This window comes from Acinetobacter sp. GD03645 (assembly GCF_029845285.1).
In the GTDB taxonomy this organism is placed as follows: domain Bacteria; phylum Pseudomonadota; class Gammaproteobacteria; order Pseudomonadales; family Moraxellaceae; genus Acinetobacter; species Acinetobacter corruptisaponis.
The window spans coordinates 160929-174367 of the sequence record NZ_JAOCLL010000002.1; the positions used below are offsets into that span (position 1 = coordinate 160929).

Below are 13439 nucleotides of genomic sequence, written 5' to 3' on the forward strand. Positions count from 1 at the left end.
GAAACAGGCCATCAAATTGATGGCCTGTTTCTTTTCTGGAAAACATAAATTTGAAACACGGCTGTCACTGCAAAATGCTGTTGCTGCTCAATCGTTTTTCGTCGTTCTGGGTTGGCTTTATATGCATAAGGTGTCATGGCAATCAGGTTCCTTAATGCCTGCTGATCCAATGATAGGGGTGCTTCAACAACCTGTTCCTGTTTCAATTCAAACTCAGTATTCAGCTGCTCAACAAATTTCTGCGGCTCGTGCAGGTTGACCTGTTCGAACAATGCCTCACGCAATGCATAAAGATGTCTTGGTGCAGGCGTGGCAATGATTAGATAACCCTCATCTTTCAATACCCTTGTAATTTCCTGCTGAGGAATGGGACTAAATAGGCTGCTACAGACATCAATCGAACGATCCTGTACAGGTAATATTGCCCCTGTCCCCACCACCCAGACTACCCGTGAATTGAGTTTTGCTGCCCTTTGCACTGCGGTTTTGGCAATATCAACACCAACACAGTGTTTTGTACAAGGCTGCATGGCATGGGTATAGTAGCCCTCGCCACAACCGATATCTAAAACTGTTTTGGGCTTGAGTTGTTGCAGCAACTCCACCATCACCTGCTGTAAGGGCTGATAAAAACCAGCCTGTAAAAATTCTCGGCGCGCCAGTACCGACTCTGGCGTATCGCCTGGGGTTTTACTGTGTTTATGCTGGACCACATGCAGATTGACATAGCCTTGTTTGGCCACATCATAATGATGCCCTTTTTCACACTGCCAAGAATTTGCGACCAAATTCAATGCTTGGCGACAAACAGGACACATCAATACACTCATCTATTTTCTCCAAACATAAAAAAAGCTGGTATTCACACCAGCTTCTCTCTTGAATCATGGCTTAACGTAATTTTAACGTCATTAGTCCCAACACGACCAGGAAAATGGTAATAATCCAGAAACGGATCACCACCTGGGTTTCTTTCCAGCCCTGTTTTTCATAATGGTGATGCAAAGGCGCCATTAGGAATACACGCTTGTTGCGCATCCGCAAGGAGCCGATTTGCAGGAATACCGAAACCGCTTCCATCACAAATACACCACCCATAATCGCAAACACGATTTCCTGACGAACCATCACTGCAATCGTACCTAACATTGCACCTAATGCTAAAGCACCAACATCACCCATAAAGATTTGTGCAGGATGGGCATTGTACCAAAGGAATGCCAGACCAGCACCCACCATGGCAGAACAGATCACCACCAATTCTGATGTATATTTCACATATGGAATATGTAGATAGTTGGCAAAACGGATGTCACCTGACAAGTAGGCAAACACACCTAGACCTGCCGCAACCATCACAATCGGCATAATCGCCAGACCATCCAGACCATCGGTGAGATTCACCGCATTGGATGCCCCGTTAATCACCAGATAGGTAAAGCCAATAAATGCCAGACCTAATGGAACAGCCGAAAGTGGGATGGAAAGGTTTTTAAAGAAAGGGATCAGCAAGTCCAGCATATTCGCAGTATAAACAGGATTATCCTGCTGTTTTGCAATGATATATAAGGCAATACCCGCACCTAGCGAAGCAACTGAAGTCCAAAAGAATTTTTTGCGTGCAGGTAGGCCCGCATTGTCTTTGTAACGAATCTTGATCCAGTCATCTGCCCAGCCCACAGCACCAAATACCACCATGACACCTAGAACAATCCAGACATAGGGATTGGATAAGTCCGCCCAAAGCAGGGTACTGATCCCAATCGACAGGAGAATCAGCACCCCACCCATGGTCGGCGTACCCATTTTCTTGGCATGGTTTTCAGGTGCAAATGAGCTGACTGCCTGACCATATTTTAATGCCTGCAATTTGCGGATCATGATTGGGCCAAGCACCAAACCAATCGTCAAGGCAGTGAGGATGCTGAGTAGCGAACGCAGTGTTAAATAACGAATCACCTGAAATGAGCTTTCATAGCCCGCCAGATGTTCAAATAACCATAACAACATTTAAATTTTCTCCATCAAGTCAGCCATCAGCGTTTCCATATGGGTATAACGTGACCCCTTGAACAGGAAACTGATCGGCTGTGCGGATTCGCCTAATCCGTATGTTTGGACTAAATTAACTAAAAATGGTAAAGCGTCTGCCTGTGTTGCAAATGCGTGTAACTTTTCTGAATGCGCCGAACCCTGCTGGGCTGCCGTAGCAAACTCACCCACCACGACCAAATGGTCTAGCGGCAATGCTGACAGGTCACAGCCCAAGTCATGATGCTCCTGCCAACTGCTGTCACCCAGTTCGCCAATATCCCCCATCACCATGACTTTTACCCCCTGCTGCTGCAACAATACCTGTGCTGCTGCACGCATTGAGGTTGGATTGGCATTATAGGTGTCATCAATAAATAAACAATGTTGCTGCTGAATGAAATTCAGACGGCCTTTCGCTCCCTGCGCCTGCTCCAGACCCTGGACAATATCATCAAGTTCGATACCAATCGCCAAGGCAAAAGCCGTTGCCGCCGCTGCATTCTGCACATTATGCGCCCCTGCAAATGGCAGGCTCACTGCTCGGCTACCTTGCGGCGTATGCAGGTTAAACTGTGCGGACTGTGGATTAAGCTGAATTTCGCTTGCATACACATCACCGCCCTCGCCAAAACTCAGAATGGGGTGATTATCTGCATTTTGGCGAATGGTGGCCGTGAAATCATCATGTGCAGGGACAACTGCGGTACCATTCGGCAAGATATGTGTGTAGATTTCTGACTTGGCACAGCAAATTCCATCACGTCCACCAAACTCACCCAAATGTGCTGTTCCAATATTCAGAATCCCAGCCACATGCGGTTGCACCAAATTTGAGGTGTAATCAATCTCACCCTGATGACTGGCTCCCAACTCCATCACTGCATATTGATGTTCTGGACGCAGTTCCAGCAACATCATCGGCACACCTAAATCATTGTTCAGGTTCCCCCGCGTAATCAGGGTGGGTGCTAAACGCGACAGGATACTGCCGAGCATTTCCTTGGTGGTGGTTTTACCACTGCTGCCTGTGAGGGCAATCACCTTGAGCTGTGGATTCTGCTGACGGCGATAGGCGCCAAGCTGCCCCAAGGCCACACGGGTATCTTTTACAATCAGTTGGGCAATATCCACATCAACTGGTCGCTCGACAATGGCGATCTGGCAACCCTGTGTTGCCACTTGCTTTACAAAGTTATGCGCATCAAAACGCTCACCCTTTAATGCAAGGAAAGCATCACCCTCTTCAGCATGACGTGAGTCAGTCAAAATTCGCTTAATTTCCCCTTGAGGAATCTTATGCTGATGCCATTCACCCTGAGTTGCCTGTTGAAGTTTCTCTGCGGTCCACGGTTCAAGCGGTACAGTGCTGGTGGTTGAGGTATGCATGGTTTTTATTTACCTTTTGATCCTATTGTGCAGGATAAGCCGAATCTACAGAATGTGACTGTGCAGCAATCGCTGACTGTACTTCCACCACATCATCAAACCAGTGACGAACCCCATCAATTTCCTGATAGTTCTCATGCCCCTTGCCTGCAATCACCACAATATCTCCCGCATGTGCATGTGCCACCGCAAATTTAATCGCTTCACGACGGTCATGGATTTCATGCACAATATGATCAGCAAAATCAATTCCTTGCTTCATATCTGTAAAAATCTGTTTAGGATTTTCAGTACGCGGGTTGTCTGAAGTCAGCATCACAGGGTTGGCATGATCCAGTGCGGCCTGAGTCATGAGGGGGCGCTTGCCACGATCACGGTCACCGCCACAGCCAAATACTGCCCAAAGCTGTCCAGTGACATGCCGTTTTAAAGTCGTCAACACCTGAATCAAGGCATCAGGGGTATGCGCATAATCGACAACAAATAAGCGGTCAGCATCCTGTATCACCTGCATCCGCCCTGGCGCACCCTTGAGCTGTGGTACAAACTGCACCAGATCAGCCAGGGCAAAACCTGCATATTCTGCTGCAATCAGGCTCGCCAATAGGTTTTCAACATTAAAATGTCCAAGCAGTGGACTTTGAACTGTATAACGACCCGCTGGGCTAATAAGCGTAAAACCTGCCCCACTCAAACGGTATTGCAAATCGGCAATATGATAATCGGCATTTGTCTGGGTCAGGGAATAAGTCAAAATTTTAGGCTGGGATGGATTGGCTTTGGCTGCATCCAGCATGAGACTGGAATGGGCATCATCCAGATTAATGATGACGGCTTTTAAGCTTGTAAACCTGAACAGCAAAGCCTTTGCCGCAGCATAGGCTTCAAGTGTGCCATGATAATCCAGATGGTCACGGCTTAAATTACTATAAACCGCAATTTCAATCGCACAGCCATTTAAACGGCCTTGCTCCAGACCATGTGAACTAGCTTCAAGTGCAACAAAATTGGCACCCTGTTTGGCATAGTCATGCAATGCGTTCTGCAACTGCAAGGCATCCAAAGTGGTATGTGTTGATGGCATAAGGTTTGGCAGAATGCCATTGCCTGTTGTTCCCATCACTGCACAGCCTTGGCCCTGCGAGCTAATCAATTCGGCAATCAGGCGTGAAATGGTGGTTTTGCCATTGGTGCCTGTGACTGCAATTCCACGCAGCGCTGTCACAGGATCGACTACCTGTAAATATTGCTTCTGCCATTCACCCATTAAATAACGGACTTCGGGACAGACCCATTCCTTTGCAAGACCTAGATCTGTTTCACTAATCACTGCCAATGCACCCGCATTCAAGGCATTCTCAGCAAATAAACGCGTTTTTTCAGGTTGGCTATAACTGTTTAAGGCAATAAAGATTTGCCCTGCTTCAACCTTACGGCTATCCAGACAGAAGCCTTTAAACGGTTGTGTATACCAAGCCGCATCTATGCTGATTTGATGTATCTGTTGAAAACTAATCGACATAATCTACCTACGGATTGGGTTTTGTGGGGTATCGAGTGGCTTATCCAGTGGAACATTGAGCAGGCGTAAAGACTCCTGCATCATTCGCGCAAACACAGGTGCGGCAACCAGACCGCCGTAATAACGTCCCTGTGGATTTTCCACGACAATAATCATGGCCAAACGTGGATCACTAATCGGTGCAACGCCAGCAAATAAGGCTCGGTACTCATTACTGGAATAGCCTTTACGGTCTGCACGCAACTTGTGTGCCGTTCCTGTTTTACCCCCTACACGATAGCCAGGAATATTGGCCTGGGTCGCTGTTCCGCCTGGCATGGTAACCTGCTCCAGCATCATCAACACTTGATCGGCAATTTTAGGATCAAGCACCTGTGTACCCTTAGGCGGCTGATCCAGTTTATGCAGGCTTAATGGTACTTCCACCCCATGGTTTGCCAACATGGCATAACCTTGCGCCAACTGCAAAATCGTTGCACTTAAGCCATAACCATAAGCCATCGTCCCCAATTGTGATAGATTCAACTTATCACCTGAGTACAGCAGACCTGCACTTTCCCCTGGAAATTTAACATCTGAACGATGACCAAAACCCACTCGACGGAAGAAAGAGGGTATGGCATCTTTAGGCAAGGACAAGGCTAATTTGGCTGACCCCACGTTCGAAGATTTAACGATAATGCCTGTCAGGGTCAAGGCGCCATAGTTATGGGTATCACGAATCGTATGCGAACCCAAACGCATCGAACCTGGTGAAGTGTTGACAATGGTGTTCGGCGTATATTTGCCACTTTCCAATGCCGCCGCAACCGTAAACGGCTTCATGGTTGAACCTGGCTCAAACATATCAATGGCACCACGGTTACGCATCGCGTCCTTATTGGAAAGCCCATTTTTATCATTCGGGTTATAGGACGGCCAACTGGTCATTGCCAGAATTTCACCTGTTTTCACATCCACCGCAATCGCGGTTGCGGAACGTGCATTGTTTGCCACCCCAGCGGCGGTCAGTTCACGATACATAATGTACTGCAAACGTGAATCAATACTCAGGGTGATATTTTCGCCCGATTCAACTTCCTTAATGACTTCTGAAACTTTTAAACGGTTGCCTTTTTTATCCCGAATAATTTTTTGTTCGCCATCCAGTCCTGCCAGTTGCTTGTTCAACTGCATTTCCAGTCCCTCAATCCCTGTTCCCTCACTATTGGTCAGGCCAATAATCTGGGCATTGGGCTGGGGTTGCGGATAGTAGCGTTTATAACTTTTTTCCGCGTAGACACCCTGAAAGTTACGCTTAACAATTAAATCGGCCTGTTGCGGTGGAATTTCTTTTTGCAGTACCAAATAGCGTGACCGTGGACGATCATTCATCTGCTTCTTCAAACTTTGGCGATCAACACCCACAGCATCCGCCAATTCATCCAGATTCAGGTTTTTATCAGGCAACTGACGTTTTAATTTACGACTGGTCGGGTCTTTTTTGAGCTCAGCCATCGTTTCATCATAAAGCTGCTTGGTTTCCCAATAATCCCTTGGGTCGATGACAATCTTCATAATTGGGGTGCTGATCGCAAGTGGCACGCCATGACGGTCACTGATCACCCCACGCATTGCCTCTAGACGCTCAGTTCGTAAAATGTTGGCATTGGCCTTGTTCTGCAAGAAATCCTTATTGACCACCTGTACATAGAAAGCGCGCGCCACAATCACCACAAAGCACAGCAGCACCGTTCCCCAAAGCAAGTAAAATCGCCACATATCCAGCGCAAGGGTGGGTCTTTCCGAAATGGACTGCTGTTTTTTTCGTATTGGTTTGCTTCGCTTATCTGCCATACAGCATGCCTTATTTGTCTTGCTTTGAAGTCATAGGTAAAGAAATCACAACCGTTTGTGCCGCAGGTGGTGAAAACATGCGCAGTTGCGTGACCGCACGGGAACCAATCTGTGCTGTGGCACCAAAGGTTTGCTGCTCAATCAGCAAACGGCCCCATTCCGCGTTTAAGTCATCCTTTTCACGCATGTAGGCACTTAAGTCACGATAATCATGGCGATACTCAAATACCTGAAACACCACCATCATTGCACTGACAAACACCAGTGCAACAAGTACAGCGTAAACAACAACCTTTTTTAGTCCCTTGTTGCCGCTTGATAAAATATCATCATTATTGTTGTTATTCATTGTTTGCCTTTTTGCTCTAAACGCTCCGCCACGCGCAACCATGCGCTCCGCGAACGAGGATTTGCCTTGACTTCCGCTTCACTGGCGCGAACACGTGAAACTTTCTTTAAACGTCGGGTATCCACCTGTGCCTGTGGCATGCCCCAGCCTGAATCCTCAGCCAGACTCGATTCTTTTTGAATAAACTGCTTGATTAAACGGTCTTCCAGAGAATGGAAGCTGATCACCGCCAACTGCCCTTTTGCCTTGAGCAATTCTACCGCCTGCGGCAGGAATGTCTCAATGTCATCCAGCTCCTTGTTAATGGCAATACGAATGGCCTGAAAGCTACGGGTTGCGGGATGCTTATGCTTTTCCCATTTTGGATGTGCGGTTTTGACAATTTCAGCAAGTTGCGCGGTGGTGGTGATTTCACCCGCCTGCTTAATCGCTTTGGCGATACGGCGGCTGTAACGTTCTTCACCATATTGATAGATAATATTGGCCAGTTTTTCTTCTTCGATTTCAAGCAGCCATTGTGCTGCGGTTGGACCCTGCGAATTATCCATCCGCATATCCAGTGGCCCGTCCTGCATAAAGCTAAAGCCACGCTCTGCCTGATCAAGCTGCGGCGATGACACGCCCAAATCCGCCATAATGCCATCGACTTCAGTAATGCCGATCCTAGTAAGCTCAGCCTGCATATCGGCAAAACTGGCATGGATGATCCTGAAACGGGAATCTTCCTGTTCCAGTTGTGCCGCAACCTCAAGCGCCTGCGGATCTTTGTCAAATGCGTAAACACGCGCATCCTGATCCAGCTTTGAGAGCAACAGTCGGGTATGTCCGCCACGACCAAAGGTGGCATCGACATAAATGCCTGTGTCGCGACCTGCCAATACGCCATCAACGGTTTCATGAAGTAAGACAGAAATATGCGACATAAGAAATAGATCAATAGCTAAAAATGTAACTGCACATTATTACCTTGTTTTATGCCAGTACCAAACGACTTTTTGTAGAGAATTCTTAACTTTCTATAGATAAAACCGTTTTCTTGATCTTTTTGGCAAAGAAAAAAGCAAATACATCCTGTGTATTTGCTTTTCACGTTTATTTACGCTGCTTTTGTTCTGAGTGTTTATTGCTTTTCTGTATAAATCTGGTCGAAGACCGCACCATTTACAAAGTGGGTTTTCTGCGCCTTTGCCCATCCACCGAACACATCATTAATGCTAAACAACTTAATTTTTGGGAATTGTGCTGCATATTTTGCCGCAACCTGAGGATTACGCGGACGGAAATAATGTTTCGCCGCCAGCTCCTGTCCCAACGGTGAATAAAGGAAGTTTAAATAGCCACGCGCCAACTGGCGGTTTCCATTTTTATCCACGGTCTTATCAACGATTGCAACCGAGGGTTCTGCCAAAATTGAAATGGATGGATAAACAATTTCATATTTATCCTTGCCGAGTCCCTGAGTCGCCAATAAAGCCTCATTTTCCCAGGACAACAGCACATCACCAATGCCACGCTCAGCAAACGTGGTTAATGAACCACGCGCACCAGAGTCCAGCACCTTGACATTTTGATACAGCTTTTTCACCAGATCACGCGCTTTTGCATCGTTTCCACCTGGCTGCTTCAATGCATAGCCCCAGGCAGATAAATAAATCCAGCGAGGCGCACCCCCTGTTTTTGGATTTGGGGTAATAATTTCCACACCCTCTTTGGTCAGGTCATTCCAGTCCTTGATATTTTTAGGATTGCCTTTGCGCACAAGGAATACCACGGTTGAGGTATACGGTGCGGAATTATCCTTGAACTGTTTTTGCCAGTCCTTTCGAATCAGGCCTGCATTGGCAATTTCATCAATGTCATTGGCCAGTGCCAAGGTCACCACATCCGCCTGCAAACCATCAACCACAGACCGCGCCTGTTTGCCAGAGCCGCCATGAGATTGCTTAAAGTCAACTTCTTGACCTGTACGTTGTTTCCAGTATTGCCCGAATGCCTGATTGTATTCCTGATAGAACTCGCGTGTTGGATCATAGGAAACATTCAGGAAAGTTGTTGCCGCCTGTGCCACTCCACCCAGACCCAATGCCAATACAGCAGTCGCAATTAATTTTTTCATTGACCGATTACTCGTTTTTCGCCCCATTGACGACCACTATATTTCTTTATAATTATTTTACAATCATATAGTTATATTAATAATTTGTTTATTATCCAGTTTTAGAGATATAGTAAAACCACCTACACTTAGCAGAAAAAAAGCTAAAATTAAGAAAGTTTAATAAAATAAAGAATAATGACACTTCTTCACGCTTTCTACATATTTGCCTGCTAAATTTAACTTGCACACAAAGTAGCCACACAGCTATAAATATTGGACATAAAATTAATGGAATTTTATCTTTTTTGTAAAAAATGTGACTTGGTTCTACTTTTTCATTAATATTTATGTTTGAATTGTATCATTAAAGCAATACTATATTCGCTTAGTTAGTCTTGTAGACTCAAAATCATGTAGGGGATGTTAGCAATGCGAGCATTAAAATTGAAAAAAACATTATGCTTAAGCCTATTTTTGGTATGTTCAGTCCAGTTCGGGCATGCAGCTGCAATTAAAGAAAGCAGTAACATAAAAACGATTGATAAATCGACCTCATCTTCACTTATTGGCAAGGCGCTGGATCAGCAAAAACGCAACACCAGCATGATTCCATCGACAGATGATGAATTGAAAATGTTGAACACCATCCGCACCACGCCAACACAGAATTTCTTTGCAACGCAGAACCAACGTTTTTCACGTTTTGTGCAGAGCCTGTTCCAGCAGCAAAATTCCTGATTTTTTAAATATCTAGTCCCCTTGCATGTTTAAATAAGCCTAGTCATGTCGTGACTAGGCTTTTTCGTTATAATAGTGCCAATTTTATTTTAAAAAACCCATTCCCCTATGAAAGTTCGTACCCGTATTGCTCCTTCTCCTACAGGCTTTCCGCATGTAGGCACTGCCTATATTGCCCTGTTCAACCTGTGTTTTGCCAAACAGCATGGTGGTGAGTTCATTCTCCGTATTGAGGATACCGACCAGCTTCGTTCAACACCTGAATCTGAAAAGATGATTCTGGACTCTTTGCGCTGGCTGGGTCTGAACTGGTCGGAAGGTCCTGATGTTGGTGGGCCGCATGCGCCTTATCGCCAATCGGAACGGATGGGAATCTATAAGCAATACGCCTTGGAATTGGTTAAAAAAGGTCATGCTTTCTACTGTTTTGCAACCGCGGAAGAACTCGACCAGATGCGTGCTGAACAGCAGGCGCGTGGTGAAACACCCAAATATGATGGTCGTGGGCTAAAATTATCACAGCAAGAAGTGGAACATCGTCTTGCTGCGGGCGAACCCCATGTGATCCGCATGAAAGTCCCTGAAGAGGGAGTATGCAAGATCAATGACCTGTTGCGTGGTGAAGTGGAGATTCCCTGGGCACAGGTAGACATGCAGGTATTGTTAAAAACTGATGGCTTGCCGACCTACCACCTTGCCAATGTGGTTGACGATCACCTAATGGAAATCACCCATGTATTGCGCGGCGAGGAATGGCTGCCTTCTGCACCAAAGCACCAGTTGCTGTATCAATATTTTGGCTGGGACATGCCAACCCTGTGCCACATGCCTTTATTGCGTAACCCAGACAAATCAAAATTATCTAAACGCAAAAATCCAACCTCAATTAACTACTATCGTGACATCGGCGTGTTACCAGAAGCCCTGCTCAACTATTTAGGCCGTATGGGCTGGTCAATGCCAGATGAGCGTGAGGTGTTCACCTTAGAGGAAATGGTGGAAAACTTTGATGTACAGCGTGTTTCACTGGGTGGTCCAATCTTTGATGTTGAAAAACTCAACTGGCTGAATGGTCAATGGATCAAGGCACTGACTCCTGGACAATTGCTGGACCGTTTACTGGCATGGAAAAGCGACCGTCAAACGCTGGAAGATATTGCCACCGCCATTCAGCCACGTATTAACCTGTTGTCTGAAGCGGTAAACTGGGCAGGTTTCTATTTCAACCACATGCCTCAAATCAGCAAGGAACAGTTTGAAAGCAAGAAATTGACTGAAGAACAGGTTCGCCAAAGTCTACAGTTTGCCATTTGGCGTCTGGAAAGCCAGTTCACATGGAACAATGATACGGTCAGCCAGACACTGATGGATTTGGCAAACCAGATGGAAGTGAAGCTGCGTGACTTCATGCCTGCATTCTTTATTGCGATTGCAGGTTCAACCAGCTCCACGCCTGTCATGCAATCCATGGTGACCATTGGGCCTGACCTGACCTTTGCCCGTCTACGCCATGCGCTTGAGATTGTTGGTTCTCCAAGCAAGAAGGAACTGAAAGTTTGGGAAAAGTTGAATGAAACGCTGAAATTGCCGAAAAATGATGCAAACAGTGAAAATTAATTCAATCTAATCATTGACGTGTGATGGCAATCCCCCTAAGATTGCTGTCACACATACTGGGGTCATAGCTCAGTTGGTAGAGCGCTACAATGGCATTGTAGAGGTCAGCGGTTCGATCCCGCTTGACTCCACCAAGTTTTTTATGTGTATGTTTCATCTGCGCTATGCAGATAAATGACTGCCTCATCTGTCCCTATCGTCTAGAGGCCTAGGACATCGCCCTTTCACGGCGGTAACCGGGGTTCGAATCCCCGTAGGGACGCCATATTCTGTTTATCCAATAATTATACTTTTCTCTCAATCTTTCCATTATTCAGATTGCACATTTCCGAATTTTCCATAAAATAGCCGCTTCTCCATGCTTGGACAAATTGTGCTATGCAATCTTCCAACTCAAATGCGAATTCAGAAACCAAGGCACTGAAACGTGCGATGAGTACCCGCCATTTGGTCATGCTTTCTTTAGGTGGTGCAATTGGTACAGGCCTGTTTCTTGGTTCTGGTGAAGTCATCGCCCAAACAGGTCCAGTTGGTGCCATCATTGCCTATATTTTAGGCGGCCTGATCGCCTATATGGTCATGCTCTGTCTGGGTGAACTGGCGGTACACATGCCTGTGGCGGGTTCCTTTGGTGCATACGCGCAAAAATACATTGGTCCAGGTACGGGATACATGATTTCCTGGGTCTACTGGCTGACATGGACCGCAACCCTGGGGACCGAATTTACGGCTGCAGCCTTGCTGATGCAGGAGTGGTTTCCACATATTTCCATGTGGATCTGGACCATTATCTTTGCCATCACCATTTTTGCATTGAACCTCAGCTCAACCCGTATTTTTGCTGAATCTGAATTTTGGCTGGCACTGGTTAAAGTGGTGACTGTGGTTGCCTTTATTATCCTGGGTTTGCTGGCAATTTTCGGCCTGATTCCTTTCCACGGTGCCGAGTCTGCCCCCCTATTCCACAACCTTACTGCGCAAGGCTGGTTTCCCCAGGGACTGGTTCCAATTTTCACCACCATGCTGATTGTAAACTTTGCCTTTTCAGGCACTGAACTGATTGGAGTGGCAGCAGGTGAAACCAAAGACCCTGCGGTGAATGTGCCAAAAGCCATCAATGCCGCAATCTGGCGGCTACTGATTTTCTTTGTCGGCACTATCGTGGTGATTAGCGCCTTATTGCCATTTCAGGTTGCAGGCCTGGGTGGTGAGGGTGTAAGCAACAGTCCTTTTGTGACTGTGTTTAACTACATTGGTATTCCTTATGCCGATGACATTATCCGCTTCGTGATTATTACCGCACTGTTGTCTGCCGCTAACTCTGGTCTGTATGCGGCATCACGGATGATGTGGTCATTGTCCGCCCAGCGCCAGCTTCCACAAGTGTTCTCGCGCCTGTCGAGTAGCGGCACACCTGTGATTGCACTGGTGGTCACCATGTTTGGTGCAATTCCAGGACTGTTATCAGAGCATTTTGCCCCTGAAACCATTTTTAAGAATTTACTCGGTATTGCCGCTTTTACTATGGTGATTGTGTGGATGAGCATCTGCTGGAGCCAGTTCAACTTTAGACGTACATGGTACAAGGCTGGTCACTCCGCAAAAGACCTAAAGTTTGCTGTACCACTTTATCCGATTGTTCCGATTCTGGGTTTTGTCTTCTGCTTTATTACAGGCTTAAGTATGGCGGCAGATCCTGAAATGCAGGCTGGCTTTATCGGATGTTTACTGTTTATCGCAGCCTGTTATCTCAGCCATTACGTTTTCTATCGTGACCGTACATAAAATTGACTCAATAAAAATGCACTTGCACTTCGCCAAAGCTTCAATCGCTTTGGCTTGCTCAAGCTGCATTTTTT

General features: G+C 46.3%; 11 protein-coding genes and 2 tRNA genes. 5 read left to right on the forward strand and 8 right to left on the reverse strand.

The genetic code is table 11. The features are described 5' to 3' along the window. Window positions 1-11 precede the first annotated feature (11 nt). The 8 genes from N5J47_RS02265 to N5J47_RS02300 all read right to left on the reverse strand — a co-directional run bounded on the left by N5J47_RS02265 (window position 12) and on the right by N5J47_RS02300 (window position 9243). On the reverse strand, window positions 12-830 hold the full coding sequence (locus N5J47_RS02265) for a putative RNA methyltransferase (RefSeq protein WP_279958704.1): 819 nt from the start codon (window positions 828-830) through the stop codon (window positions 12-14). A 61-nt stretch (window positions 831-891) separates the two neighbouring features. Beyond that, entirely contained in the window at window positions 892-2010 is a 1119-nt protein-coding gene (gene mraY / locus N5J47_RS02270; protein ID WP_267980796.1) for a phospho-N-acetylmuramoyl-pentapeptide-transferase, read from the reverse strand. After that, window positions 2011-3420: a UDP-N-acetylmuramoyl-tripeptide--D-alanyl-D-alanine ligase gene (murF, locus tag N5J47_RS02275; protein WP_279958705.1), complete on the reverse strand. Its 1410-nt coding sequence runs from the start codon at window positions 3418-3420 to the stop codon at window positions 2011-2013. 22 nt (window positions 3421-3442) lie between these two features. Continuing rightward, a complete protein-coding gene (locus N5J47_RS02280; RefSeq protein ID WP_279958706.1) occupies window positions 3443-4942 on the reverse strand; it encodes a UDP-N-acetylmuramoyl-L-alanyl-D-glutamate--2,6-diaminopimelate ligase in 1500 nt (499 codons plus the stop codon). A 3-nt stretch (window positions 4943-4945) separates the two neighbouring features. After that, window positions 4946-6778 carry a penicillin-binding protein PBP3 gene (gene ftsI / locus N5J47_RS02285; protein ID WP_279958707.1) on the reverse strand — a complete coding sequence of 611 codons (1833 nt, stop codon included), beginning with the start codon at window positions 6776-6778 and terminating at the stop codon, window positions 4946-4948. 10 nt (window positions 6779-6788) lie between these two features. Beyond that, window positions 6789-7127 (reverse strand): cell division protein FtsL, encoded by a 339-nt coding sequence (gene ftsL, locus N5J47_RS02290; RefSeq protein ID WP_004683425.1) that lies wholly within the window; start codon window positions 7125-7127, stop codon window positions 6789-6791. Then, entirely contained in the window at window positions 7124-8050 is a 927-nt protein-coding gene (gene rsmH, locus N5J47_RS02295; protein ID WP_279958708.1) for a 16S rRNA (cytosine(1402)-N(4))-methyltransferase RsmH, read from the reverse strand. Before rsmH ends, ftsL begins: the two co-directional genes overlap by 4 nt. Window positions 8051-8247: 197 nt before the next feature. After that, on the reverse strand, window positions 8248-9243 hold the full coding sequence (locus N5J47_RS02300) for a sulfate ABC transporter substrate-binding protein (RefSeq protein WP_267980801.1): 996 nt from the start codon (window positions 9241-9243) through the stop codon (window positions 8248-8250). A 411-nt stretch (window positions 9244-9654) separates the two neighbouring features. On the opposite strand from N5J47_RS02300, the gene N5J47_RS02305 reads away from it, so the two are divergent. The 5 genes from N5J47_RS02305 to N5J47_RS02325 all read left to right on the forward strand — a co-directional run bounded on the left by N5J47_RS02305 (window position 9655) and on the right by N5J47_RS02325 (window position 13365). After that, window positions 9655-9963: a DUF4179 domain-containing protein gene (locus N5J47_RS02305; protein WP_267980802.1), complete on the forward strand. Its 309-nt coding sequence runs from the start codon at window positions 9655-9657 to the stop codon at window positions 9961-9963. A gap of 108 nt (window positions 9964-10071) precedes the next feature. Further along, on the forward strand, window positions 10072-11580 hold the full coding sequence (gene gltX, locus N5J47_RS02310; protein WP_279958709.1) for a glutamate--tRNA ligase: 1509 nt from the start codon (window positions 10072-10074) through the stop codon (window positions 11578-11580). Window positions 11581-11638: 58 nt separating this feature from the next. Continuing rightward, a tRNA-Ala gene (locus N5J47_RS02315) sits at window positions 11639-11714 on the forward strand. A 55-nt stretch (window positions 11715-11769) separates the two neighbouring features. Continuing rightward, a tRNA-Glu gene (locus tag N5J47_RS02320) sits at window positions 11770-11845 on the forward strand. A 113-nt stretch (window positions 11846-11958) separates the two neighbouring features. Further along, window positions 11959-13365: an amino acid permease gene (locus tag N5J47_RS02325; RefSeq protein ID WP_279958710.1), complete on the forward strand. Its 1407-nt coding sequence runs from the start codon at window positions 11959-11961 to the stop codon at window positions 13363-13365. Window positions 13366-13439: the final 74 nt, after the last annotated feature.

What these genes read in the sequence shown, in the direction of transcription:
- N5J47_RS02265 (WP_279958704.1), bottom strand. Translation starts at nt 830, where the DNA reads ATGAGTGTATTGATGTGTCCTGTTTGTCGCCAAGCATTGAATTTGGTC.
- mraY (WP_267980796.1), bottom strand. Translation starts at nt 2,010, where the DNA reads ATGTTGTTATGGTTATTTGAACATCTGGCGGGCTATGAAAGCTCATTT.
- murF (WP_279958705.1), bottom strand. Translation starts at nt 3,420, where the DNA reads ATGCATACCTCAACCACCAGCACTGTACCGCTTGAACCGTGGACCGCA.
- N5J47_RS02280 (WP_279958706.1), bottom strand. Translation starts at nt 4,942, where the DNA reads ATGTCGATTAGTTTTCAACAGATACATCAAATCAGCATAGATGCGGCT.
- ftsI (WP_279958707.1), bottom strand. Translation starts at nt 6,778, where the DNA reads ATGGCAGATAAGCGAAGCAAACCAATACGAAAAAAACAGCAGTCCATT.
- ftsL (WP_004683425.1), bottom strand. Translation starts at nt 7,127, where the DNA reads ATGAATAACAACAATAATGATGATATTTTATCAAGCGGCAACAAGGGA.
- rsmH (WP_279958708.1), bottom strand. Translation starts at nt 8,050, where the DNA reads ATGTCGCATATTTCTGTCTTACTTCATGAAACCGTTGATGGCGTATTG.
- N5J47_RS02300 (WP_267980801.1), bottom strand. Translation starts at nt 9,243, where the DNA reads ATGAAAAAATTAATTGCGACTGCTGTATTGGCATTGGGTCTGGGTGGA.
- N5J47_RS02305 (WP_267980802.1), top strand. Translation starts at nt 9,655, where the DNA reads ATGCGAGCATTAAAATTGAAAAAAACATTATGCTTAAGCCTATTTTTG.
- gltX (WP_279958709.1), top strand. Translation starts at nt 10,072, where the DNA reads ATGAAAGTTCGTACCCGTATTGCTCCTTCTCCTACAGGCTTTCCGCAT.
- N5J47_RS02325 (WP_279958710.1), top strand. Translation starts at nt 11,959, where the DNA reads ATGCAATCTTCCAACTCAAATGCGAATTCAGAAACCAAGGCACTGAAA.